This is a genomic window from Psychrosphaera haliotis (genome assembly GCF_039523615.1).
GTDB classification, from domain to species: Bacteria; Pseudomonadota; Gammaproteobacteria; order Enterobacterales; family Alteromonadaceae; genus Psychrosphaera; species Psychrosphaera haliotis.
On sequence record NZ_BAAAFQ010000011.1, the window covers coordinates 149,022 to 175,192 of the forward strand.

Consider the following 26,171-nt stretch of genomic DNA (forward strand, 5'->3'; position numbering starts at 1 on the left):
ATGAAAGCACTCGCTAAATTAAAATCAGAAAAAGGCATCTGGATGACAGATGCTGAAAAACCAACAATGGGCCACAACGATCTTTTAATTAAGATCCGTAAAACGGCTATTTGTGGTACCGACATGCACATTTACAACTGGGACGAATGGGCACAAAACACGATACCAGTTCCTATGGTTGTTGGTCATGAGTACGTTGGTGAAGTTGTAGATATGGGACAAGAAGTTCGTGGTTTCAGCGTTGGCGACCGTGTTTCAGGCGAAGGTCATATTACCTGTGGTCATTGCCGTAACTGTCGTGCTGGTCGTGTACACCTATGTCGTAATACCACTGGCGTTGGTGTTAATCGTGAAGGCTCATTTGCAGAATACTTAGTTATCCCTGCTTTTAACGCTTTTAAAATGCCAGATAACATTTCAGATGACTTAGCCTCTATTTTTGACCCATTTGGCAATGCTGTGCATACGGCGTTATCTTTTGATTTAGTGGGTGAAGATGTACTTATAACTGGTGCCGGACCGATAGGAATTATGGCCGCAGCAGTAGCCAAGCATGTAGGTGCAAGACATGTTGTGATCACCGATGTGAACCCTTATCGATTAGAGCTTGCAGAAAAAATGGGCGCCACTCGCGCTGTAAATGTTGCAAACACTGATCTTAAAGAAGTCATGAATGATTTAGGCATGACGGAAGGATTTGATGTAGGGCTAGAAATGTCTGGTGTACCAAGCGCATTCAGCTCTATGCTCAATAACATGAATCACGGTGGCAAAATTGCCATGTTAGGTATTCCTCCATCAAGCATGGCTGTAGATTGGAACCAAGTTATCTTTAAAGGCTTAGTCATCAAAGGTATTTATGGTCGTGAGATGTTTGAAACCTGGTATAAAATGGCCAGCTTAATTCAATCCGGATTAGATATTTCACCTATGATTACGCATCAATTCCATATTGATGACTTCCAAAAAGGCTTTGATACTATGGGTTCAGGCCAATCAGGAAAAGTAATCTTAAACTGGGATTAATCAATACTTAAAGGGAATTTAGTAATGTCAGAATTGAAAACCAAGCCAACATTAATGGAGCCCAAAACCTTTATTGATGGTTTGTCCGATGAAAAGAAGCGTAATGACGCAGATGCGTTGCTCACTATCATGTCTGACATTACTCAACAAAAACCAACCATGTGGGGCGACAGCCTCATTGGTTTTGGGCAATACAAATATCAATACGCCAGTGGCAGAAAGGGTGAATGGTTTAGAGTAGGCTTTTCGCCTCGCAAACAAAACATCACCCTCTACATCATGAATGGCTTTAGCCAATACCAGCATCTATTAGAAAGGCTTGGCAAACACAAAACCGGCAAGTCCTGCCTCTATATCAATAAACTATCAGATATCGATGTAGACGTATTAAAACAAATGATCGCCCTTTCCTTCCAAGCGCGTTTTGACAGCGAAATATAACCCTATTTAAAGGATTAAAGATGTTTAGCAACGAACAAATCGATATTGACGTTCTACCTGATTTCACCCAAGTTGATTATAAAAAAATGGATAAAAACGCGCCTTTTGAGCAGTTAATAGGCTGGGGAATTACTTTTGCCATTGTATACACGGTTTTAATCGTTGCTTGGTTGGTACTCAATATTCCAAATGACGTCGCTTTGTATATTGGTTTAGGATTGTTAGCCGTTATGGCTTGGATAGTTTACTACATTTTTGCTAGTCACAAACAACGAGGTATTGCACTTAGAGAGCAAGACATTCTTTATAAACGTGGCTTAATTTGGCGAACCACAACCATAGTTCCATTTAATCGAATACAGCACATAGAAACGCAAAGAGGCTTATTTGAACGAAAGTTAGGCTTAGCAACTGTAAAAATATTTAGTGCCGGCGGACTGTCATCGGATTTAGTAATTAGCGGATTGAGCGTACTTAGAGCATCGCAGTTGCGTCAGATAATTTTAGATAAGACAAATTCGGAACAGTTAAAAAATGACTGAAATTATCACGCCCAAACAAAGTGAATCTGAGTGGCATCAACTGTCTCCTTTTTCCATTGTCTTTTTTATTATAAATTTCACGATACGTTTTATACGCGAAGGTATTATCAACCTAGCGCCAGCGTTAGCCATTTTCATTACTCAGGTTGATGACAAGCTATTTTGGTTAGGCATCGCCGGTACTGCTTTTGTGGTTGGCTTAGTCATCTTCTCAATTCTCTATTATCGTAATTTCCGCTACCGAGTTTCTGACGGACAAATCATTTTACGACGAGGGATTTTAAGTAAAGAACGAACCACGTTAAAGTTTGAAAAGGTCCAAAATGTGAACCTTGCGACCCCTTTTTACTTCGCGCCTCTTAATCTTGTTAACTGTATTTTCGATTCCGCCGGCTCAGCCCAAAAAGAAATCAGCTTACCAGGTATTTCAAATGACTATGCAGAACAAGTTCGTACCGATATTTTTGACTATAAGAGTCAACTGAAAGCCAATGGTATTGAAGCAGATGTAGCACAGGAAAGTAGTGACGCAGACAGCATTGGCTCAATGGTTAATGACAAACCAATGATACGTTTGTCGCTGGCTGAAATAGCACGATTTGGACTGTCCTCAAATATGACGTTCATTTTATTAGCGGTGTTAGCCCCTTTCATGGAAACCATTATTGATTTCTCAAAGGACTCTATTGTTCCTAACATCGTTGCCGTATTGGCTACCGTATTACCACAATCGCCATTGTTAAATGTTGTTGCCGTTGTGTTATTCAGTGTTCTAGTTATTTTTACGGCGCTAATGCTCTCTGTACTCTCGTCTATCGTGCAGTTCTACAACTATGAGTTGTATGATCAAGGCAAGCAATTTAAGCGCACTGCGGGCTTATTTGAGAAACATCAAATCTCAATTGCGAAACATAGAGTGCAAGCTATCAGCATAAAACAGAACTGGGTGTTTAAGTTACTTAAACGCGTTACAGTGCAGTTCCATCAGCTGGCTATTGCTCATGGCCAGAATGCAAAAAATAAGAACAACCTATCCATTCCCACTTTATACCCAGAGTTATGGCCGAACATCGTTGACAAAACGTTCAGTGATTTAAACACTAGCGAGTTAAATTTTGTGGGAATTAGTGCTCGTTATATATCACACGTCATTGCTGTTTTTTGGTTATTTCCGCTTTCAGTATTAACGCTGATATTGATTCAACTAGACTCTAATTGGATTTGGCTTTTAGCTATTACACCCATTGGAGCTGGTTTAGTTTATTTGAAGTGGCGACGTTATGGGCTTTGGTTTAACGATAACTTTGTAGCCATTAGAACTGGCTTTGTAGGACAAAAAATTACCGTTTTACCGCTCTATAAAGTGCAAAATGTATCTCAAGTACAAACCCCAATGTTGCGCAGAAACAACTTAGCTAATATTGTTTTGCAGTTACCTTATGGTAAAGAGAGTTTGCCTTTTGTGCCAAAGCGCAAAGCTCGTGCGTTCTTAAACTTATGCGCCTACCAAATAGAAAGAAGCGAAAAGTCGTGGCTTTAGCTTCGCCAGAACGCAGGTGTAAATAACACGAGTAAAGTAAAGACTTCTAAGCGACCGAATACCATTGCAAGCATTAACACCCACTTGCCGGTATCGGTCACGCTTGAATAGTTTTGAGCAACTTCACCTAGTCCAGGACCAAGGTTATTTAAGCTTGCTGCCGTCGCCGTAAATGCGGTTAAGTTATCTAAACCTGTACCCACTAATGCCAGCATAATTAATACAAACACTAACGTATATGCAGAAAAGAATCCCCAAACAGCCTCAACAACACGATCTGGTAAAGCTTTTTTACCGAGTTTAATTGAGTATATTGCTTTAGGGTGCACTAAACGGTTCATCTCTCGCATTCCCTGTTTGAAGAGTAATACCACTCTTACTACTTTTAAGCCGCCACCTGTAGAACTTGCGCAACCTCCAATAAATGAACTGAAGATTAGTAATATAGGTAAAAACACTGGCCAAGCAGCAAAGTTAGTTGTCGCAAACCCAGCGGTAGTAGACATTGAAACAGACTGAAGTAGCGCTTGGTCTAATGCTTCAAACTTATCCCCAAACACTTCATATTCAATAAGAATGTAAAAGCAGATCACTGCCAAAACTAATTGAATGACCAAGAACGCCTTATACTCAGGATCTCGAATGTAATGCATAACAGATTTATTTCTAAACGCAGCAAAGTGCAACGAAAAATTGGCCGCAGCAATTAACAAAAACACCACGCAAATCATATTAATGGCTGGGCTGTTAAAGTACGCTAAACTGGCATCATGAGTAGAAAAACCACCAATTGCGATTGTTGAAAAGGCATGGCAAATGGCATCAAATGTAGACATCCCTGCGAGCCAATAACTCACTCCACACGCTAAGGTTAAAATCACATAGATATACCATAAGTGCTTAGCCGTATCGGCGATACGCGGGGTCATTTTACTGTCTTTCATTGGCCCTGGTGTTTCAGCTCTGTAAAGCTGCATACCACCTACACCTAGTAAAGGAAGGATTGCCACAGCTAATACAATAATACCCATGCCACCTAGCCATTGCAGTTGCTGACGGTAAAATTGAAATGACTTAGGGAGTTCATCTAAACCGGTTAGAACCGTGGCTCCTGTGGTCGTTAACCCAGAAAAGGATTCAAAAAAGGCATCGGCTATTTTTATTTCAGGTGTGACAGAAAAGATAAATGGCAGTGCACCAAATGAGCCCAGTACTAGCCAAAAGAAGACGACGATTAAGAACCCTTCCCTGGCTCTCAAATCTGATTTTTGATGGCGGTTTGGATAATAAATTAAACCACCAGCAAATAAAGCAAAGAAAAACGCTAATACAAATGGTAACGCACCACCATCACGATATATCACCGATACGATTGACGGTGGCAACATGGCTAAACTGAAAATACAAACCAGTAAGCCTAATATTCGAATAATGGCGCGATATTGCATTGTTTTTCTTATTGTTCGTTAAAGTAGAACTATTCTAAACCAAGATCTCTTGTCATGTTCTCATTTTTCTCACGATGAACAATAATATTATCTTCAATTCGAATTCCACCAAATGGTTTAAGCTCTTTTACTTTGTCCCAATTAACCATTGCGTGACGTTCTGTACCGACTAAATCGCCAAGTAAAGAATCAATAAAGTACAGTCCTGGTTCTACCGTAAAGACCATGTCTGCTTCAATTGGGCGAGTTGTTCTTAAAAACGGATGCTGTTTAGGCGAAGGAATATGTGTTCCTCGAGTATCAGCCATAAAGCCACCGATATCATGAACTTGTAATCCTAAGTGATGGCCTAGTCCGTGCGGGAAGAAGGTGCTTGTTAATCCACTTTCTACGGCAACATCACCACTTACATTAGTAATACCAAATTCTTTTAACGTTTCACCAATTAATTGATGCGTTTGAATATGAAGGTCTACATAACTCGCGCCAGGCTTTAAACCATTACCCATTTTTACAGTAATGTCGTCTACGGCTTTAATAAGCTCTGCAAATTGGTTTTGTTGTTTGGCATACGTACGAGTAATGTCCGCTGCATAACCATTACACTGAGCACCAGCATCAATAAGAAAACTTCTATGCTCAGCTGGAGGCATGCGATCAAAATGGGTGTAATGCAAAATCGCAGCATTTTCATTTAGCGCTACAATGTTGCCATACGGCGTGTCATTTTCCATTTGATGGCTAGCGGCTAAATAAGCTTGCTGAATGTCGTACTCTGAACCACCCGCTAAAAATGTGTTTTTTGCCGCTGTGTGCGACAAAACAGCGAGTCTGTTTGCTTCACGAAGGCTATGCATTTCATACTGAGATTTATACGCACGGTGATAGTGAATAAAGTTAACCACAGGCTCAGGATTGATATGACCAAAGTTAAGAGCTTTGGCGACGTCTACTTGCTCACCTAAATATGCGAAATTAGCTTTATCATAAGGTAATAACTTTTCAACCTGTGAAGGGTTTTTAAGGTATTCAATATCAAAGCTTTCAGTCCAGTATTCTGTTGGTTCGTCAGGAACTTTATGCCAGAAATCTACAGGGCGATAAAAGATTAGTTTTGGCTTATCTGTACCGTTAACCACTAACCAACAATGAGGGTTATCAATAACAGGAACCCAAGCTTTAAACTGAGGATTAGGTTTAAAAGGATAGTACATGTCGTCTAAGAATTGACGCATAGGCTGACCACTATGGATAACAATGCCGTCTAAACGTTCAGTTTGAACAATTTCTTTGGTTAACGCTTGTAAACGTTCAATATGAGCTGGATAAGTATCCGCTAAGTTATTCATTAGTGTCATTTTCTATACTCCTATTTATATATTCAAGGAGTGTAACACCTATATTTTATAACATTAAGCTAAGCCGTTAAATTTCCGGCTTAACCTGTAGCGTTGTGATATCAGCCGTCAAATTTGACTCTTCTTTTAAAAGGTTTTGATAGACTTGTTTGTAAGCCAGCACGGCTTTTACATAGTTTCTTGTTTCTTTGTACGGGATAGACTCAATCCATGCATCAGCATTTACGGCTTCTTCTGGTAACCACTTTTTAACTCTGTGGTAACCCGCATTATAAGACGCAGCAGCTAACACCAAGTGCTGATCGGTTTTATCCAATAAATTTTCTAAATATGACGAGGCGTACTTTAAGTTAGTTTCGGGTTCAAACAAGTCGTGTTTTGACACTCTTTTTCGAGCAACCAATGATGCAGTAGCAGGCTTAATCTGCATAAGGCCTGCGGCGCCTGCTGAAGAAAAGGCATCTTCAATAAAAGAACTTTCTCTACGAATAATAGCGAAAATCAAACTTGCCGGTAAGCCAGTACGTTTTGCCTGCTGTTGGATAATCTTATTGAAGGCAAGAGGAAAACGTAACTCAACATCATTTAAGTAATCCACTTTAGATAAAGCGAAGATTGGTCTATCAACCCAGCCATGTTCTGCCGCCATTTGAGAGGCGACTAACAACTCTTCTTCAGAAACTTTACTGACCAAGTAATTCCATTCTTTTCTCGCTTGCAACAACGAGTTTGAGTGGTACAGAGCGAGCGCTCTTTTAAACGTATCGTTGCTTTTTATCTTAGCTTGCATCACTAAGTCAGCGGTTATTGGCTCATGTCGAATATTTAATTTTATATCTAACGATGAGGCAGCCATAAAACCATAGTAATCACGACGTTCTGCAAGTTCTGAGAGTAATCGATGAGCATAATCTTTATCGCCAACCTCTAGTTCAGCCTTTGCTCGCCAAAATACAACCGATGGGTCGACTTGATATAACTCAGGTAAAGAATCAAGCGTATCCAAAACCACTTGCCAATTATTGGTCGCCAACGCTCTTGCCAACTTCCACTGTTTTACGCTCTCGTCAACAACATCACTTGGCAAAGCATTAAGTAATTCTAGCGCCATCGGTGATTTATTTACCGCTAGAGCAATTGCTGATTTTTTATCAATATAGACTTTGGTTTTGTCTTCAAAGCTGTGTGTCGACTTTTTACCTTCCCACCATTGATAAAAACCCTCTGGGTTTGCAAACGCTAACTTACCAGAAAACACCTTCAATATATCTAACTCGTTTTTATTGTGGAACAGAAAAAAGCCATCTCGATAAATTGTTTTAGGGCGCTTACTCGCTTTGACCCATAAATCCACTAGGTATTGATGATCGGTAGGTAAGTATCGCTTTAAATACTGTGCGAGTTTAAAATTACGAGAAAGTGCCGCAAGCTTTACTCTTTGCAATGCGTCTTCAGGTTTGAGTAGATCACTGTTGTACCACGCAGAAAACAAGCCATCACATTCTTTTGGCAATGACTTGTTGGTGACCCAAACATCGGCTATTTGGTCACTTAATTGCTCTAGCGAGCTGAGTTCTAACTGCCAATCTAAATAGCGGCAATCAAGTACCCTGTCCGCACCAAACTGATAAACATCAAAAAATGCGTCTCGGTAATTATTATTTGCTAAATAGTGCATCCATTTTAGCTTTAAGGAAGGGATAAATGGCGCACCGTCAAATTCATTAATAAACTCATTAATGACCGCTTTTTTATCTATATCTAACGTGGCTGACAGATAATTAGCTTTTGCGTAGGGAAATAATGGGTAATTTGAAAAAGTATTAACTAACCTTAAATAGTCGTTGGTATCGCCTGCTTGGGCAATCTCTTCAAATTCCGTAAAAGATATTTGGGTTTTACTGGTATTTATAGAAGATGAACTTAATGGTGCAGACATTAACTGCAGCGGCAAGGTAACCAAACAAATTGCGCTTAACTTTACGAATTTGCTCATACTAATTTGAACCTTTTTTACTGCCATGAGTCTTCACCACTTATACACCGGATATTTTAGTCTAAACTAACTTAACAAAAATCGCTGAGTGTTTGACCTTATTTTTTAGATTCTTTAACCAAATCTTTAAATAGTACGTACTACTTGTGGTCGTATCTAAGGAAAAACATTGATTTTTAGTGTATTTAAGGCGACACTCGTAGAACAATATCAACTGGTCGTACCATTTAATTTTGGGAGTATAACAATGATTTTTAAAGGCCAAACCGTCAATGTAACCATGGGTGAACATGGAATTGCCCACTTTACATTCGATGCCCCTGGTTCAGTCAACAAGTTTGATCAACAAACTATTCAAGACTGCAAAGACGCTACTAAAGCGATTAATGAAGACAGTTCGATTAAAGCCGTATTATTCCGTTCTGCTAAATCTGCCTTTATTGTAGGTGCTGACATCACTGAGTTTTTAGAAACCTTTAAGCAAGACGAAGATATTCTTGTTGATTGGGTAAAGTCTAGCTCTGACATGTTTGATGGCATCGAAGACATTAAAGTACCAACGCTAACGGCTATTTCAGGATTTGCGTTAGGTGGTGGTTTTGAGCTTTGTTTAGCAACTGACTTCCGTGTTGTAGATGAAACAGCGCAAGTTGGCTTACCAGAAAACAACTTAGGTTTAATTCCAGGTTTTGGTGGTACGGTTCGTTTACCACGAGTTATTGGTCCTGATAATGCACTTGAGTGGATTACATCAGCTCGCCCTAAGAAGCCTAAAGATGCCCTTAAAATGGGTGCGGTAGATGCATTTACTAGCAACGACAAGATAATTGATGTTGCAACGTCTATGTTACAACAGGCAATTGAAGGCAAACTAGATTGGCAAGCTCGTCGAGCTCAAAAACTAGCACCTATTCAATTTAGCCCAACAGAATTAGAAAACGCAGTGACTGTTGCCAAAACAATGGTAATGGCGAAAGCAGGTAAACATTACCCTGCGCCGGTTGCTGCAGTAGATAGCGTATATGAGTCAGCTGGCATGAGCCGAGATGACGCTGTACGTGTTGAAAACCGTTACTTCGCGAAATTAGCTAAAACAGATGCTGCAACGGCCATGATTGGTAACTTCATGAATGACCAGTACGTTAAAGGTTTAGCGAAAAAAGCGGGTAAAGTTAATACTCACGAAATTAAACAAGCCGCTGTATTAGGCGCAGGAATCATGGGTGGCGGTATTGCCTACCAATCTGCATCTAAAGGCACACCTATCGTAATGAAAGACATTGCACAGGGCGCGCTAGATCAAGGCATGGCTGAAGCTTCTAAGATTCTTAATAAGAAACTTAAAAAAGGTCGTATCGACGGTGTTAAGTTGGCAACAACGTTAAACAACATTCAGCCTTCTTTAAGCAATGAATCGTTGAAGTCTGCAGACTTTATTATTGAAGCTGTGGTTGAAAACCCGAATGTAAAAGCGTCAGTTCTTGCTGAAGTAGAAGGTTTGGTTGAAGACAATGGCATCATTACTTCGAACACATCAACCATCTCTATCAACCGTTTGGCTAAAAGCCTAAAACGTCCAGAAAACTTCTGTGGTATGCACTTCTTCAACCCAGTGCCATTAATGCAGTTAGTGGAAGTTATTCGCGGCGAAAACACATCTGATGCAACTATCGCTGCAACGGTTGCCTACGCAACTAAGATGGGTAAAACGGCAATTGTTGTCAACGACTGTGCTGGATTCTTCGTAAACCGCGTATTGTTCCCTTACTTCGCTGGTTTCAGCTTATTACTTAACGACGGCGCTCACTTTGCGCAAGTTGATAAAGTGATGGAACGTGAGTTTGGCTGGCCAATGGGACCTGCAATGTTGTTAGACGTTGTTGGTATCGATACTGCTGATCATTGTACGGACGTAATGGCCGATGCTTTCCCAACAAGAATGCAAAAGCTAGAAAACGACCCTATTTCTGTTCTTTACGGCAGCAAAATGTTTGGTCAGAAAAATGGCAAAGGTTTCTACGAGCATTCTAAAGACAAACGTGGTCGCCCTCAAAAACAAATTAAAGATGAAACACTATCTTTATTAGGTGATGTTGCTGCGATGGACAAAGAGTTCGACAAAGCAGACATCATTGACCGCTTAATGATCCCTATGATTAACGAAACTATTCGTTGTCTAGAAGAAGGTATTGTTGCCTCTCCTTCTGAAGCTGATATGGCGTTGTTATATGGTATTGGTTTCCCTCCATTCCGCGGCGGTGTATTCCGTTACGTTGATACAGTAGGTCTTGCTAACTTTGTTGCAAAAGCTGATAAGTACAAAGACTTAGGTGAGATTTATCATGTAACCGATAAAACACGTCAAATGGCTGAAGCTGGCCAGACTTTTTACGGCACATACACAGGTAAGTAGGAGCGAATAAAATGAAAAATGTAGTGATTATAGATTGCGTTCGTACTGCAATGGGCAAAGCCAGAAATGGCATGTTCGAAAATGTACGTGCTGAAGATTTGTCTGCAGCAGTAATGAAGTCTTTACTTGAGCGTAACCCAAAGGTTGATGCCGCTGAACTTGATGATGTTATCTGGGGTTGTGTAATGCAAACTCTAGAACAAGGTTTTAACGTAGGCCGTCAAGCTGCTTTATTGGCAGGCATTCCAACGTCAGTTCCTGCTGTAACGGTTAACCGCTTATGTGGCTCTTCTATGCAAGCACTTCATGATGCAGCCAACAAGATAATGGCTGATCAAGGCGACATGTTTATTATTGGTGGTGTTGAGCATATGACTCACGTTCCAATGACACATGGCTTAGATTTCCACCCAGGATTAAACTTAAACACAGCTCAAGCTGCTGGTTCAATGGGTTTAACTGCTGAAGCGCTAGCTCGTAAACATGGCATTAGCCGTGAGCAACAAGATGAGTTTGGTGTTCGTTCGCACAGATTAGCTTATGAAGCTTCTGTAGAAGGTCGATTCGCAAATGAAATCATTGCTGTTGAAGGCCATGACGAGAATGGCGCATTAACCATGTGTGACTACGACGAAGTAATTCGTCCGCAAACCACAATGGAAACACTTTCACCACTACGTCCAGTGTTTAACCCGGTAAATGGTACAGTAACAGCAGCGACGTCTTCTGCACTTTCTAATGGTGCCTCAGGCATGTTAGTAATGAGCGAAGAAAAAGCCAATGAACTGGGCCTTAAATTCCGCGCTAGAGTTAAAGCTATGGGTGTTTCTGGTTGTGAGCCGTCAACAATGGGCTGGGGTCCAGTTCCTGCAACTGAAAAAGCACTTAAGCGTGCAAACATCGACATTCAAGACATAGGTCAATTTGAATTGAACGAAGCATTTGCAGCCCAAGCATTGTCAGTTGTTAAAGGCTTAGGCATTGAAAACCGTATGGATGATATCAATCCAAACGGTGGTGCAATTGCGCTTGGTCACCCACTAGGCTGTTCAGGCTCGAGAATATCTACAACGCTAATCAACAATATGGAGCGTGCAGACGCGAAATATGGTTTAGCAACTATGTGTATTGGTTTTGGCCAAGGTATTGCGACTATTTTTGAGCGTCCATAACCTTAAACCAATCAAGAAAAGTGCAGTGGTTTGAAGCCATTGCACTTTTTTTTTATCTGGTTAAAATCTTATTCATGTTTTGTTACATAATTTCAGTAACATAAAACTTCTATTGCTAAGAGCCTAATATGACTTCACCAAACAGAACATTAGATGCTATGGGGCTTAGATGCCCTGAGCCTGTGATGATAATTAGAAAAGAAGTTCGCGGAATGAATGTAGGGGAAACCCTGTTAGTAAAAGCCGATGACCCTGCTACAGTTAGAGACATCCCCTCATTTTGCAGGTTTATGGGGCATGAATTATTAGACCAAAATATTGAAGAAATACCTTTTGTTTTTCTAATAAAAAAGGGAACATAATCTTGTAACCATATTTGGGACGGATGTATATGCAAGAAAAGTATGAAAAGTGGCACCGATATATAAATACTGACAACGTCGACAACGTTGAAGTAAAACGTCAAAACATGTCACTTTTAGCAATGATTACCTTAGCAATTATAGTACTTGCAGGCTTATTGATCGTTAATCATCAAGAGTACTCTGCACTTCTTAACGCATCAATTTTTGGTGGGCTATGTTTTGTAATCGTCAGCGCCTGTATTTTTTACTTAACATCATATCAACAAGTTGGGCGTATCGTTTTATGCTCAGGTTTACTCGTATTTAATGGCATGCTCATCTATTCCGGAGGCACTGAGAGTACAGCTCTATATTGGTTGTTCTATTATCCTCTTATGACTTATTCCGTAACTGGTAAAAAGTGGGGCTCATTTTTTTCATTTTGTTTTGTGGTAATTGCGTTTCTTCTTCTCTATACCGACGGCGCTATCAAAGCAGAGTATGCAATGGCAGAGCGAAGTCGCTTTCTTTTATCTAGCCTTGTGATCATTTTATTTTCTTTCATAAACGAGTTTTATAGAGAGCAAAGCCATTCCAAAATTGAATCTGTATCTATCGATCACAAGCGAGATGCAAACACAGATGCACTAACGGATATTCCAAACCGTCGCTTCTTAGAAGCCTCCTACTTTCCATATTTAAAGGCAAACGCAAACTTATTATTGCCAGCTTCTCTTATCATGACAGACATCGATCACTTTAAAGTTATCAATGATACTTATGGTCATGATGTTGGTGATAAAGCTATTGTCCACTGTGTAAATGTTATAAGAAAAGCACTTCGTAATACCGATGTACTTTGTCGAGTCGGTGGAGAAGAATTTTTAGTATGTATACCTCAAATGGGCATCAAAAAGGCTGAAAAAATTGCTGAAAAAATTCGTGTCTCTTTACAAGATACACCGATGGTTTTAGAAGATGGTAAATTATTAACCATCAGAAGTAGCTTTGGTGTATCTGAAATAGTGTCCTCTGACGAATTTAATAGTGCAATAAAATTGGCAGATGAACGATTATATACGGCGAAAGAAAAAGGCCGAAACAGAGTGGTGGCCGATTAATTAGCGAGATAAGTCAAAAGACTGGCTAACCTAGGCGTTATTTTTAGAATAAACTTAGTTTGGTTTAGCCAATTCAATATTCAACGACACAGGTTTATTGTTTTGCATATAAACAATAAATTTATATTTAGTGTTTATGGTAGGCGTAAATTTTATAGCGCCAGCCAAAGGCATTAACATCTCTTCCTTAGTTAATTTTGGGCAAGTTAGTTTTACAGTCTCACTCAATTTTATTGTGTTACTATTACCGTTATATACGCCGCAGTTTTTACCACTAGACCAAGCCTTATCAGCAATTTTAATATGATACGGCTGACCGTCATTTTGAAGGTCCACGTAAATTACGGCTTGATTCTCTGAACTCGTTTTAAATTCATACTCTCGTTTAGCTTCCCACCAAGAAAACTCAGATCTTAAAAAGAAGCCTGTAGCGTCTTTCTGTTGATGCGAAACACAAGCCGAAATCATCAGAGAAGCCGTCATTAGAGCTAATATTTTTTTCATTTACACGTACTCCTCGAATGTAGTAAAGCAGAATTCATATTACACACTAGTAATAAAATAATCTGGCAGTTTACCGTCTTATTATTCCAAAGTTATTCTAAAGCTGTTCCAGAGGGCGACTAAAGCTCTGTTAAAGTCGCGCCATATGAAATAGGCTTCAATTGCACCTGCAATTCTAAGACCACAAGTAGTGCCAAATTTAAGTCAAAAAAAAGCCCAGTCATTTTAGAACTGGGCTTCTGTAAATCATTTTAAGACTATAAAACTGATATATCAGCTGTATGCATGAATAATGACTGTAAACGACCCAGAATAGCATAGCGATTGCTTCTGATAGCTTCATTCTCATCATTAACCATAACGCCGTCAAAAAACAAGTCTATTTCAGTCTGCAATGCAGCTAAAGAGGTTAACCCTTCGCTGTACTTACCATTTGAAAAGCTTGTTTCTACGCCAGGCGCAACGTCTTCAATTTTATTAACTAAGCTAATTTCAGCTGCTTCCGATAAAAGTGTCTTATCGATATCGGAAAAGCTGCTTTGTGAGTTTTTGCTTAAAATATTGTTAACACGTTTATTTGCTGCAGCTAACGCTGAAGACTCTGGCAATTTAGCAAACTCAACAACTGCCGCTAAACGCTTATTAAAGTCTAACGCTGACGTTGGTTTTTTAATTTCAACGGCACGAATAACTTCAACAGACACTCCGTGATCTCTATAGTGCGCTTCAAAACGCCCTAACATAAAGTCAAAAACATCATTTACAACGTTATCGTTTGTTAACTTATCACCGAATAATGAAGCAGCCTGCTCTGCTAACTCTTTAAAGTCTAGCTCAAGCTCTTTTTCAATCATTATTCTAATAATACCAATTGCAGCACGGCGCAGTGCAAATGGGTCTTTGTCACCTTTCGGGAATTGACCAATACCAAAAATCCCCACCAAAGTGTCAAACTTGTCAGCTAACGCAACAGCACATGCTTCTTTGGAAGTTGGTAACTCATCACCTGCAAACTTCGGCAAATACTGTTGATAAAGTGCATCAGCTACAACCGCATTTTCACCGTCATTTAACGCATAGTATTTACCCATGATCCCTTGGATATCGGTAAACTCCATAACAACTTCTGTCATCAAATCTGTTTTTGACAGTAGGCCTGCTCTTTTAGCGTGTTCTTCATTTGCGTCTACTTTGCCAGCAATAAAGCCAGCTAGTGAAGAAATTCGTTCTGACTTTTCTTTTAACGTACCTAGTTGTTTTTGGAATAAAACGCTTTCTAGGCTAGAAAGTCTCGACTCCAAAGACGTTTTCTTATCTGTATTATAGAAAAACTCAGCATCCGCTAATCGAGGACGAATAACCTTTTCGTTACCTTCAATTACGGCACTAGGCTGTTTGCTTTCTATGTTACTTATGAATAGAAACTTAGGAAGAAGATTTCCGTTTTCGTCTAGCATTGGGAAGTACTTTTGATCATCCTTCATCGTATAGATAAGCGCTTCTTGAGGCACCTCTAAGAACTTCTCTTCAAAAGTTCCCACTAGTGCAACCGGCCATTCTACTAAAGAAGTTACTTCGTCTAATAAGTCTTGGTCGTCTTTGACAACGGCGTTATTAGCTGTGCATATAGACGTCATTTGTGACTTTATTGAAGACTGTCTTTCATCGAAGTTTACAAGTACGTGAGCTTCTTTTAACTCAGCTTCGTAGCTATCTGCGTGTGAGATAGTTACTTTTCCTCTATGATGAAAACGATGTCCTTGAGATAAATTACCTGAAGTTAAGCCTAATACTTCTACTGGAATCACCTTGTCACCAAACATAGTGATTAACGTATGCACCGGACGAATAAATTCAGCGTCATTCGCGCCCCAACGCATAGGCTTTGGAATAGGTAACTGTTTTAAAGAGGATTTTACAAAACCTTCTAATAACTCATTGAGTGTTTTACCAGGCACCGTCGCTTTATGAAGTAACCACTCGCCTTTGTCAGTTTTTAGTCTTGTCGCCTCAGCAATATCAATACCGCAACCTCTAGCCCAACCTAACGCTGCTTTTGTAGCGTTACCATCTGCATCAAATGCAGATGAAACTGCCGGGCCTCTTTTTTCAACGGCTTTGTCAGCTTGGTTAAATTGGAGGTTGGTTACTTTCACTGCAAGCCTTCTAGGTGCAGCTAACCAATTGATTGCATCAAACTCTAGTTCAGCGTTTTTGAGCTGAGCTTCAAAGCCAGACATTAAACTTTGTGCTAGTTTTTTCAGGGCTTTTGGTGGTAACTCTTCAGTACCTAGTTCAAATATAAAATTTTCTTTCATCGTCATGCCCTACTATTTCGAGTCTTGTACATTGCACATTGGAAAGCCTAAAGCTTCCCTAGCATCATAATAAGCTTGAGCAACTGCTTTAGATAACGCTCTAACTCTTAAAATATAGCGTTGGCGTTCAGTAACAGAAATAGCATGTCTTGCATCAAGCATATTAAATGCATGAGAGGCTTTCATAACTTGCTCGTATGCTGGTAAAGGTAAGCTTTTTTCAATCAACAATTGGCTAGCCTTTTCCGCGTCATCAAACTCTCGGAACAAAGTGTCTACGTCGGCATACTCAAAGTTATAAGTTGATTGCTCTACTTCGTTTTGGTGGAATACGTCACCGTAAGTCACTTTACCCATTGGACCATCTGTCCATACTAAGTCGTAGATGCTATCAACGCCTTGAAGGTACATAGCTAAACGCTCTAGACCGTAAGTTATTTCACCTGTCACAGGCTTACACTCAAGGCCACCAACTTGTTGGAAGTAGGTAAACTGAGTTACTTCCATGCCATTTAACCAAACTTCCCAACCAAGACCCCAGGCACCTAACGTAGGCGACTCCCAGTTGTCTTCTACAAATCTAATATCATGAATTAGCGTATCTATGCCAAGCTCTTCTAAAGAGCCAAGGTAAAGCTCCTGAATGTTATCTGGAGATGGCTTTAGCATTACTTGAAACTGGTAATAGTGTTGAAGACGGTTTGGATTTTCACCATAACGGCCATCTGTAGGTCTGCGACAAGGTTGAACATATGCAGAACTAATTGGCTCTGGACCTAATGATCTTAAAAAAGTCATTGGATGGAAAGTACCTGCGCCAACAGCCATATCTAAAGGTTGGATAATGACACAACCTTGTTTTGCCCAATACTCTTGTAGTGCAAGGATTAAACCTTGAAAGGTATTAATATTATATTTGCTCATGATTTGTGTTTACCAATTTGCTGTCGTAAAAATTCTAACTCTTAAATAAATAAAGCCTAGCAGTTAAAAACGACTAGGCTTTTTTAGTTGAAACCTAAATTATACGTCTAGGTTTGCAACCTTAAGTGCATTCTGATCGATAAATGCCCTTCTTGGCTCAACATGATCACCCATCAATGTAGTGAATAGTTGGTCACAACCAATAGCATCTTCAATAGTTACTTGAAGCATACGTCTTGATTCTGGATCCATTGTTGTTTCCCAAAGTTGCTCTGGGTTCATTTCGCCCAAACCTTTGTATCGCTGAATGTATAAGCCACGCTTAGACTCTTTCATTAGCCATTCTACAGCCATTCCGAAATCGTCTATTGGGAAACGTTTTTCACCACGACTTACGTAAGCGCCTTCCTCAAGTAAATCAATGTTGATTTCACCAACTGAACTAATCTCTTTAAACTCTCTAGAATTGATGAAATCTTTAGTCAATGTATAGTCTCTGTCTACACCATGCTGACGCACACGAATAGTTGGAACCCAAATATTTCGCTCTTCATCACGTTTTATAATTGCATTATAAACAACAGACTCAGTTTCTTTATCATTAAGATGTTTAACAAAAGACTCTAACCAATCTGTAATAGTAGCTTCTTCATTTAACTGGTCATCAGTTAATGGACGGAAGAACATAAGGTTTCTCAATATCTCAATATTGATTTTTTTCTTAAGTCTTAATATTCCATGTTCAGCTTTATGATATTGATTGATCAGTTTTTCTAATTCTAAACCGTTAATTGCAGGAGCATCCTGATTAACATGTAGAGTAGCGCTTTCAAGAGCAAGACTAGTTAAGTACTCAGTCAGTACTTCGTCATCTTTAATATAACGCTCTTGCTTGCCTTTTTTCACTTTATAAAGTGGTGGCTGCGCAATATAGATGTATCCACGCTCAACCAACTCTGGCATTTGGCGATAGAAAAACGTAAGTAGAAGCGTACGAATGTGAGAACCATCGACATCGGCATCGGTCATGATAATGATATTATGATAACGAAGTTTTTCTGGATTATATTCGTCTCGACCAATACCACAGCCTAGTGCTGTAATCAAAGTGCCTACTTCTTGAGAAGATATCATTTTGTCGAAACGTGCTTTCTCAACGTTTAATATCTTACCTTTTAGAGGCAATATAGCTTGGTTTTTACGGTTACGACCCTGCTTAGCAGATCCGCCAGCTGAGTCACCCTCCACTATGTATAGTTCAGATTTTGCAGGATCTTTCTCTTGGCAATCGGCCAGTTTTCCTGGAAGACCAGCAATATCTAGAGCCCCTTTACGTCGGGTCATCTCTCTTGCTTTACGAGCTGCTTCACGAGCTCTAGCCGCATCAACAATCTTCATTATGATGTTCTTAGCAACCGAAGGATTTTCGATTAGGTATTCACCTAACTTTTCACCCATTGCTTGTTCTACTGCAGATTTAACTTCAGAAGAAACAAGTTTGTCTTTAGTTTGAGAAGAGAATTTAGGATCTGGTACTTTTACAGATATTACAGCTGTAAGTCCTTCACGAGCATCATCACCACTTGCTGAAACATCAACTGCACTCTTTCCTTTGCCTTTATTCAAGCCTTCAGAAGTCATATAGTTATTTAGCGTACGTGTTAAGGCTCCACGGAAACCACTTAAGTGAGTACCACCATCACGCTGAGGAATATTGTTGGTGAAACAAAGGATATGCTCTTTATATGAGTCATTCCATTGCATCGCAACTTCAACAATAATGCCGTCGTCTTTCTCTAGTGAAAAATAGAAGATCTCTTCGTTTACTGCACTTTTGTTTTGGTTTAGATAATCAACAAACGCTCGGATACCACCTTCAAAGAAAAAGTGCTCACTTTTATCTTCTTCACGCTCATCCATAATGCGAATAGATACGCCAGAGTTAAGGAAAGACAGTTCACGGATACGTTTAACTAATATGTCGAAGTGGTATGTCACGTCAGAGAAGATAGTTGCACTTGGCCAGAATCTTACTTCTGTACCATTTTCAGAAGCTTCACCTACAACAGCTAAAGGCGCAACAGGAACACCTAAATGATACTCTTGCTCATGGACTTTGCCATCACGTCGAACTGTAAGAACAAGCTTATCACTCAATGCGTTTACTACTGAAACACCAACACCGTGAAGACCACCAGATACTTTATAACCTGAGTCCTCACCACCAAATTTACCACCGGCATGCAGTACAGTCATGATAACTTCTGCAGCAGAAACACCCTCTTCAGGATGGATTTCCGTTGGTATACCACGACCATTGTCTCTTACAGAGACTGAGCCATCTAAGTGGATTTTTACAACTATATCACTACAGTGGCCAGCTAAGGCTTCATCAATAGAGTTATCTAGTATTTCAAACACCATGTGGTGTAGGCCAGAACCATCATCAGTATCACCAATGTACATTCCAGGACGTTTTCGAACTGCATCAAGGCCTTTTAAGACTTTAATACTAGACGAACCATATTCATTTTCTACGGACATAACTGCTCCATATTCTCTGGTTTAATTGTTCCATGTTCCACGTGGAACACATTCACAGAATTAGTATATTTTTTAAATTCCATTGCTATTTTACTTTCTATCCCTGTTACAAATACTTGGGCTTCGGAATTAAGCAACATTTCAAGCATTGTTTCGCGAGTAAACTCATCAACTTCTGATGGTAAATCGTCTATCAATAACAACATATTCTTGTTACTGACTTTTTTAACTAAACGCACCATCCCAACTTCTAGTAAATAAAACAACATTTTACTTTGGCCTCTGGATAGCTTGTTTGTTATATCTTCTCCGTTTTGAGTAAACAGTATATCTGCTTTACTCGGACCAAAGCCTACTTGCTTGTATCTCTGGTCTTTAAATATCTGGTGCTGAATTGCTTTGTCTAAATCTTCAGTAGCATCAAACAACTTGGATTTATATTTCACCTTAATGGCTTTTAGCAGTTCAACTGTTTCTTTATTTTTTAAATTTTTGGTTAGTTCATCCAATATTGGTTGAAGTAGGTTTTCGATAAAACCATTTCTAAACTCTTCAACTAAACTGGCACTTTCAACTAAACCGCGATACCAAAAAGTTAATTCTTTTGGATCCGCGTTACCTAATTTTAATAACGCGTTTATTTGTTTCTGTTGCTTATGGTAGTCAGACCAACACTTTTGATAATCATGTTCCACGTGGAACAAGCCAAAATCTAAAAAGCCTCTTCTAGCTTTTGGACTACTAAAAAACACATCAAAGCTTTCTGGTGTAATTAGCTGAACAGGAAAAATAGCGGTACCTTCTGACAAACGGTTAAGTATTTCACCGTCGAGCTTTAATCTACTATTTCCCTTTTCGTCTAGGTCTAAGCCTAACTTATGAGAGCCTGACTGTTCTAATGATGCAGCTACCGCTAAGTAGCTTTCATCTGAATTTATTAAATGGTTACGCTTGTTACTTCGAAAAGAGCGAGCTCTACTCAAAAAATATAAAGCTTCTAAAAGGCTCGTTTTTCCGCTTCCATTTTTTCCATAAAAACAATTAACGCTTGCTTTAGTTTCAATAGCTACGAGTTTCAAGTTACGAAACCCAACAATATTTACTTTTTCAACAAGCATTAATTAATTTATGACCTAAAGCTTCATAGGCATAACAACGTACAAACTTGAAGGGTCATCATAACCTTCAATCAATGCACTGCTATTTGCGTCTGCCAGCATTATTTTTACTGTATCTGTGTTTATGTTGTTTAAAACATCAATGATATAAGAAACGTTAAAACCGATCTCCAAGTCACCACCGTTGTAATCAACCATCGCCGTTTCTTCCGCTTGCTCTTGCTCAGGGTTATTAGCACTTACTAATAGCTCACCTTGGCTAAGGTTAAGTCGAACACCTTTGAACTTTTCGTTGGACAATATAGATACGCGTTGGAAAACGTCTTTAAGCATATTTTTATCTGCAACAATGGTTTTGTCACCACCTTGCGGTAAAACACGTCTGTAATCTGGAAAACGACCGTCTACTAACTTACTTGTAAACACAAACTGCTTATCAATAATGCGAATGTGATTATTGCCTAAGTGTATTTGCAAAGGTTCATTATCGTCTTCTACTAAACGTAAGATTTCTAAGACCGCTTTACGAGGAACAATAACTTGCTTCTGTTGCTTTACACCATTAACTACCGGTTGCTGTGCTAATGCTAAACGGTGACCGTCTGTCGCGACCGTTCTAATAATGTCCGTCTCTAACTCAAACGACATTCCGTTTAAGTAATAACGCACATCTTGGTTCGCCATTGAAAAGTTTATTCTTTCAATTAAAGCACGCAGTGTATGTCTGGCTATTTCAATTTGATCGTCAGACTGCCACTCTTCAAGGTTTGGATAGTCACTAGCAGGTAATGTAGAAAGACTAAATCGACTCTTTCCTGATTTAACAACCGCTGAGTGGCCATCCACTTTTAATTCTATTTCAGCATCACCAGGTAAAGAGCGGCAAATATCAAACAGCTTTTTAGCTGGGATAGTAATTGCCCCCGCTTGAATAACATTGTCTGGTGTTGTTGAGGCTACGAGCTCAACTTCCATATCGGTACCAGTAAACTTCACAGAGTCTAACGATACTTCTATTAATACATTAGAAAGGATTGGTAGCGTATGCTTCCGTTCAATTGCACCTGAAACCATAGTTAAAGGCTTTAATAATGAATCTTTACTTATAATAAAATGCATTTATCCATTCCCCACTATGACGACAAAATTCGCATTAAGTTTTGCACGTCTTCTTTTATCTCGTGACTTTCTTCTTTTAATTCTTTTATTTTTCTACAAGCGTGCAACACGGTTGTATGGTCACGCCCACCAAAGGCGTCACCAATTTCAGGTAAGCTATGGTTTGTTAATTCTTTAGCCAAGGACATCGCAATTTGTCTTGGTCTTGCTACAGAGCGACTGCGGCGCTTAGAAAGAATATCAGCGACTCGTATTTTAAAATACTCAGCAACCGTTTTTTGAATATTGTCTATCGTAACCAACTTGTCTTGTAACGCAAGTAGGTCTCGTAATGCTTCTTTAACAAAGTCTATGGTAATTGGACGACCTGTAAAATTGGCGTTTGCGATAACTCGATTTAAAGCGCCTTCTAATTCACGAACATTTGAACGTAAACGTTTTGCTATAAAGAAAGCCACCTCTTCTGGTAACTTCACTTTACTTTGATGCGCTTTTTTCATCAAAATAGCGACTCGAGTTTCTAATTCTGGTGGTTCAATAGGAACATTAAGTCCCCAACCAAATCGACTCTTTAATCGATCTTCAACACCGTCAATCTCTTTTGGATAACGGTCTGAAGTTAAAATAATTTGTTTATTACCTTCTAACAAGGCGTTAAAGGTATGAAAGAACTCTTCTTGTGAACGATCTTTTTTAGCGAAGAATTGAATATCATCTATTAATAACGCATCTAAACCACGGTAATAACGTTTAAATTCTTCAATCGCATTATTTTGTAATGCTTTAACCATGTCTTGCACAAAACGCTCTGAGTGCATATACACTACTTTAGCGTCTTTCTTATTCTGGATGATTCCGTTTCCAACTGCGTGAAGTAAGTGAGTTTTACCTAGACCCGTGCCGCCATATAAAAACAGAGGGTTATATGCTCCACCAGGATTGTCAGCTACTTGCATCGCTGCTGCTCTTGCCAATTGGTTACTATTACCTTCAACGAAGCTATCGAAAGTATATGAGTCATTTATATTTGATCTGAAAACAGCCTTTGGTCTTGCAGGCTCTCTTGCTGGACTAGATGTTGATTGGCCACTATTTATATTGCCTTGAGAAACTGAAGGACTTGAATTGCTTGTAGCAGCAGCATGAGAAATAGGTGCAGGCTGAATATTTACTTTTGAACCAACATCAAAGTTTAATCGCGGTGCTGGATTTGAATCACTAAATTGCACTAACAACTCGTTAATTCGATTCATGTATTTATCTCTTACCCAGTCCAAAACAAAACGATTTGGCGCATACAGGGTAATTAATTGGTCAGAACTGTGAATTTGCAACGGCCTAATCCACATATTGAATTGTTGTTGAGACAACTCTTGTTCTAAAACCTGAAGGCAATGTTGCCATAAAGACTGATACACTGAATATCCTATTATGATGTCCGGTTATAATTATTGCGTTTATGTAAAATCGCATCGGTTATTATGCCTTAATTTTATCCACAAACTCAACTAAGAATACGCATAAAAACACGATTAAATTTACTTAATTTGTGTGTGCTAAACGTAGCGCCAACTAAAGACTTTTATTATCCTCTACAAACCAATCAAACCGATACTTTTAGCGGTAAAACCCAAAAGAACAACTGAGTTTTTATCCACAATTTGTGGTGTTTTTGGGGCCTAGCTTGTGTATAAAATATAAACTTTAAATTTATTGGATCATTTTGATTGACTAAAAGTGGATCAATCTATATTATTCGGCGTCCTTTTTTGGGGCCCTGCAGGGGTCGCGACCTGCGGGTAATTTTGTAGTAATAACCGATCGGATGGATTAAATATGAAACGTACATTTCAACCTAGCGTACTAAAACGTAAACGTACTCACGGCTTCCGTGCTCGTATGGCAACTAAAAACGGCCGTGCTGTTCTAGCTCGTCGTCGTGCGAAGGGACGTAAAGTTCTTTCTAAGTAATAAAGTGGATAACTTCACTTTTCCAAGGGAGTTACGTTTAGTAACTCCCTCGCATTTTTCCCGCATTTTTGACCGCCCGGTTAAAGCTGTTTCAGACCATTTTACTCTTCTTGCTAAATACAATGATTTACCACATCCACGTGTTGGACTTGTTGTCGCGAAAAAGAAAGAAAAAACTGCAGTAGGCAGAAACAGAATAAAACGTGTTTCGCGAGAAAGTTTTCGTTTAAATCAACACCAATTGCCAAATATTGATATAGTAGTCATCGCTCGAGATGGTATTGGCAAAGTAGATAATGAAAAACTTAACAAGCAGCTGAATAAATTATGGAAAAAAATCGCGCTCCGTTGCGAACAATCCTTAAAAAAATAGTTCGGGGTTACCAAATACTTATTAGTCCTTGGTTTCCAGCTAAATGTCGTTTTTATCCAAGTTGTTCAGAATATACAATTGAAGCACTAGATACCCATGGATCTGCAAAAGGTTCTTGGTTAAGTGTGAAACGTATTCTAAAATGCCATCCTTTTAGTGATGGCGGATTTGATCCAGTACCAAAACCAACATCAATTAACACAGAAAATAAAGAGAAGTAAGCGCTATGGAATCGCAACGTTCGTTCTTAGTTATTGGTTTAGCCTTGGTTAGCTTTTTGCTATTCCAACAGTGGCAAGTCGATTACAACACGCCAGCACCTCAGCAAGTATCGGCTGAGAATACACAAGTCGTTACTGACAATGGTCAGTCTAATGTAATTGTAAAAAACCGTTCTGCTGATTTACCAGAATCAGACGCAGCGCCAATTGCAGAAGTTAAAAAAGTAGCTTCATCACAATTAATTAAAGTAACAACTGACGCTCTTGAAATTCTTATTGACCCACGCGGTGGTGATGTTGTTTCAGCTATTTTATTAGAGCATGACCGAACTCACTTATCTGAAGAAAAGTTTGTTTTACTTCAACAGTCACCAGCTTATGTTGCCATGTCTGGTTTAGTAGGCGCACAAGGTCCAGATGGTAACTCAAACGGTCGCCCTGTTTATTCAGTGACACAACAAGATTGGACACTTGAAGACAACAGTTTAGTGGTTCCATTGACGTTTCAATCTGAACAAGGTTTAACCGTTGTTAAAACGTTTACCTTTAAACGTGAAAAACATTCAATAGACGTTGCTTTTAAAGTAACTAACAACAATGCGACTGCCGCTACTATTCAGCCTTTTTATCAATTGAAGCAAGACTTAGTTGAACATGAAAGCAGCATGATGATGCCAACTTACCGTGGTGGTGTTTACTCTACTGCCGACGAAGCTTACGACAAGTATGACTTTGACGACATGGCTGACGAGCGTTTAAATAAAAACACCCTTGGCGGCTGGGTTGGTATGATTCAACACTACTTTGTAAGTGCTTGGGTACCGAGTCAAACAGAGCAAAACAGCATTTACTCTCGTGTTATCAACAACGGTGGCGCAGCAATTATAGGTGTTAAATCGCCTTCTGTAGCAGTTCAGCCAGGTCAAACGGTTGAAGTTGAATCTACATTATTTGCGGGCCCTAAAAACCAAGAAGAATTATCGCAAATCCACAATACGTTAGATTTAACGGTTGATTACGGTTTCCTTTGGTTTATCAGTCAAATCTTATTCTCAGGATTAGCATTTATCTATGGTGTAGTTGGAAACTGGGGTATCGCGATTATCTTAATAACTATTGTTGTTAAGATGTTCTTATATCCATTGACTAAAAAGCAGTATGAGTCGATGGCGAAAATGCGTGCGCTTCAACCAAAAATGGAGCAGCTGAAACAACGTTTCGGTGATGATCGTCAGAAGTTTGGTCAAGCAACCATGGAACTTTACAAGAAAGAAAAAGTAAACCCAATGGGCGGTTGTTTGCCTCTATTACTACAAATGCCGATATTACTGGCCTTGTATTGGGTATTCCTAGAAAGTGTTGAACTTCGTCATGCACCATTTGGACTTTGGATTACTGACTTATCTGCAAAAGACCCATACTTTGTATTACCAATTTTATTTGGTGCTTCAATGTTCTTGATGCAAAAACTGTCTCCAACACCATCTGCTGATCCAATGCAGCAAAAAATGATGACGTGGATGCCAGTATTATTTTCTGTATTCTTCTTATGGTTCCCATCAGGTCTAGTTTTATACTGGTTTGTTTCTAACTTAATCTCAATTATTCAGATGTTAGTTATTTACAAAAATATTGATAAAAAAGCGGCAGCTAAAAAAGGCTAACCCTTTAACCTGAA

22 protein-coding genes are annotated in these 26,171 nt (G+C 39.3%); 12 read left to right on the plus strand and 10 right to left on the minus strand.

Annotation, left to right across the window (positions count from 1 at the left end):
• The 4 genes from tdh to ABD009_RS13765 are packed head-to-tail and all read left to right on the plus strand — an operon-like array spanning window position 1 to window position 3,549.
• Window positions 1-1,026 carry an L-threonine 3-dehydrogenase gene (tdh, locus tag ABD009_RS13750; protein WP_155696819.1) on the plus strand — a complete coding sequence of 342 codons (1,026 nt, stop codon included), beginning with the start codon at window positions 1-3 and terminating at the stop codon, window positions 1,024-1,026.
• A 24-nt stretch (window positions 1,027-1,050) separates the two neighbouring features.
• A complete protein-coding gene (locus ABD009_RS13755) occupies window positions 1,051-1,467 on the plus strand; it encodes a DUF1801 domain-containing protein (RefSeq protein WP_155696820.1) in 417 nt (138 codons plus the stop codon).
• Window positions 1,468-1,487: 20 nt separating this feature from the next.
• Complete coding sequence (locus ABD009_RS13760; RefSeq protein ID WP_343826365.1) at window positions 1,488-2,009, plus strand: PH domain-containing protein; 522 nt, start codon at window positions 1,488-1,490, stop codon at window positions 2,007-2,009.
• Entirely contained in the window at window positions 2,002-3,549 is a 1,548-nt protein-coding gene (locus ABD009_RS13765; RefSeq protein ID WP_343826367.1) for a PH domain-containing protein, read from the plus strand. The genes ABD009_RS13760 and ABD009_RS13765 overlap by 8 nt, the downstream gene beginning before the upstream one ends.
• Here ABD009_RS13765 and ABD009_RS13770 read toward each other — a convergent pair.
• The 3 genes from ABD009_RS13770 to ABD009_RS13780 form a co-directional block, all read right to left on the minus strand.
• Window positions 3,546-4,997 (minus strand): TrkH family potassium uptake protein, encoded by a 1,452-nt coding sequence (locus ABD009_RS13770; protein ID WP_155696824.1) that lies wholly within the window; start codon window positions 4,995-4,997, stop codon window positions 3,546-3,548. The two genes, ABD009_RS13765 and ABD009_RS13770, sit on opposite strands and share 4 nt — an antisense overlap.
• Window positions 4,998-5,026: 29 nt before the next feature.
• Window positions 5,027-6,346, minus strand: coding sequence for a Xaa-Pro dipeptidase (gene pepQ / locus ABD009_RS13775; RefSeq protein WP_343826480.1), 1,320 nt, complete (start codon window positions 6,344-6,346; stop codon window positions 5,027-5,029).
• A gap of 76 nt (window positions 6,347-6,422) precedes the next feature.
• Window positions 6,423-8,351: a lytic transglycosylase domain-containing protein gene (locus ABD009_RS13780; RefSeq protein WP_343826371.1), complete on the minus strand. Its 1,929-nt coding sequence runs from the start codon at window positions 8,349-8,351 to the stop codon at window positions 6,423-6,425.
• A 247-nt stretch (window positions 8,352-8,598) separates the two neighbouring features.
• On the opposite strand from ABD009_RS13780, the gene fadB reads away from it, so the two are divergent.
• From fadB to ABD009_RS13800, 4 genes are all read left to right on the plus strand, one after another.
• On the plus strand, window positions 8,599-10,764 hold the full coding sequence (gene fadB / locus ABD009_RS13785) for a fatty acid oxidation complex subunit alpha FadB (RefSeq protein ID WP_343826373.1): 2,166 nt from the start codon (window positions 8,599-8,601) through the stop codon (window positions 10,762-10,764).
• 11 nt (window positions 10,765-10,775) lie between these two features.
• Window positions 10,776-11,936, plus strand: a complete 1,161-nt coding sequence (gene fadA / locus ABD009_RS13790) for an acetyl-CoA C-acyltransferase FadA (RefSeq protein ID WP_343826375.1) — start codon at window positions 10,776-10,778, stop codon at window positions 11,934-11,936.
• 128 nt (window positions 11,937-12,064) lie between these two features.
• Window positions 12,065-12,298 (plus strand): sulfurtransferase TusA, encoded by a 234-nt coding sequence (gene tusA, locus ABD009_RS13795; RefSeq protein ID WP_343826377.1) that lies wholly within the window; start codon window positions 12,065-12,067, stop codon window positions 12,296-12,298.
• Window positions 12,299-12,327: 29 nt separating this feature from the next.
• Complete coding sequence (locus ABD009_RS13800; RefSeq protein ID WP_343826379.1) at window positions 12,328-13,401, plus strand: GGDEF domain-containing protein; 1,074 nt, start codon at window positions 12,328-12,330, stop codon at window positions 13,399-13,401.
• Window positions 13,402-13,455: 54 nt separating this feature from the next.
• Here the strand turns inward: ABD009_RS13800 and ABD009_RS13805 are convergent, their stop codons facing one another.
• The 7 genes from ABD009_RS13805 to dnaA all read right to left on the minus strand — a co-directional run bounded on the left by ABD009_RS13805 (window position 13,456) and on the right by dnaA (window position 23,346).
• On the minus strand, window positions 13,456-13,905 hold the full coding sequence (locus tag ABD009_RS13805; protein WP_343826381.1) for a hypothetical protein: 450 nt from the start codon (window positions 13,903-13,905) through the stop codon (window positions 13,456-13,458).
• Between the two features lie 257 nt (window positions 13,906-14,162).
• The gene (gene glyS, locus ABD009_RS13810) at window positions 14,163-16,223 is read right to left on the minus strand and encodes a glycine--tRNA ligase subunit beta (protein ID WP_425543083.1); all 2,061 of its coding nucleotides are present in this window, start codon (window positions 16,221-16,223) and stop codon (window positions 14,163-14,165) included.
• 12 nt (window positions 16,224-16,235) lie between these two features.
• Window positions 16,236-17,147: a glycine--tRNA ligase subunit alpha gene (gene glyQ / locus ABD009_RS13815; protein WP_343826385.1), complete on the minus strand. Its 912-nt coding sequence runs from the start codon at window positions 17,145-17,147 to the stop codon at window positions 16,236-16,238.
• A gap of 99 nt (window positions 17,148-17,246) precedes the next feature.
• Window positions 17,247-19,691 (minus strand): DNA topoisomerase (ATP-hydrolyzing) subunit B, encoded by a 2,445-nt coding sequence (gyrB, locus tag ABD009_RS13820; RefSeq protein ID WP_343826387.1) that lies wholly within the window; start codon window positions 19,689-19,691, stop codon window positions 17,247-17,249.
• The gene (recF, locus tag ABD009_RS13825; RefSeq protein WP_343826389.1) at window positions 19,682-20,809 is read right to left on the minus strand and encodes a DNA replication/repair protein RecF; all 1,128 of its coding nucleotides are present in this window, start codon (window positions 20,807-20,809) and stop codon (window positions 19,682-19,684) included. The genes gyrB and recF overlap by 10 nt, the downstream gene beginning before the upstream one ends.
• 15 nt (window positions 20,810-20,824) lie before the next feature.
• On the minus strand, window positions 20,825-21,928 hold the full coding sequence (dnaN, locus tag ABD009_RS13830; protein ID WP_155696848.1) for a DNA polymerase III subunit beta: 1,104 nt from the start codon (window positions 21,926-21,928) through the stop codon (window positions 20,825-20,827).
• 14 nt (window positions 21,929-21,942) lie between these two features.
• The gene (dnaA, locus tag ABD009_RS13835; RefSeq protein ID WP_330997827.1) at window positions 21,943-23,346 is read right to left on the minus strand and encodes a chromosomal replication initiator protein DnaA; all 1,404 of its coding nucleotides are present in this window, start codon (window positions 23,344-23,346) and stop codon (window positions 21,943-21,945) included.
• Between the two features lie 418 nt (window positions 23,347-23,764).
• Between dnaA and rpmH the strand changes: the two genes are divergently transcribed.
• From rpmH to yidC, 4 genes are read left to right on the plus strand one after another with little or no spacing between them, the layout of a single operon-like run.
• The gene (gene rpmH, locus ABD009_RS13840) at window positions 23,765-23,899 is read left to right on the plus strand and encodes a 50S ribosomal protein L34 (protein WP_155696850.1); all 135 of its coding nucleotides are present in this window, start codon (window positions 23,765-23,767) and stop codon (window positions 23,897-23,899) included.
• A 4-nt stretch (window positions 23,900-23,903) separates the two neighbouring features.
• A complete protein-coding gene (gene rnpA / locus ABD009_RS13845) occupies window positions 23,904-24,272 on the plus strand; it encodes a ribonuclease P protein component (protein WP_330997828.1) in 369 nt (122 codons plus the stop codon).
• On the plus strand, window positions 24,227-24,493 hold the full coding sequence (gene yidD, locus ABD009_RS13850) for a membrane protein insertion efficiency factor YidD (protein WP_155696852.1): 267 nt from the start codon (window positions 24,227-24,229) through the stop codon (window positions 24,491-24,493). The genes rnpA and yidD overlap by 46 nt, the downstream gene beginning before the upstream one ends.
• A 5-nt stretch (window positions 24,494-24,498) precedes the next feature.
• Window positions 24,499-26,157: a membrane protein insertase YidC gene (yidC, locus tag ABD009_RS13855; RefSeq protein ID WP_343826395.1), complete on the plus strand. Its 1,659-nt coding sequence runs from the start codon at window positions 24,499-24,501 to the stop codon at window positions 26,155-26,157.
• The last annotated feature ends 14 nt before the right edge of the window (window positions 26,158-26,171 follow it).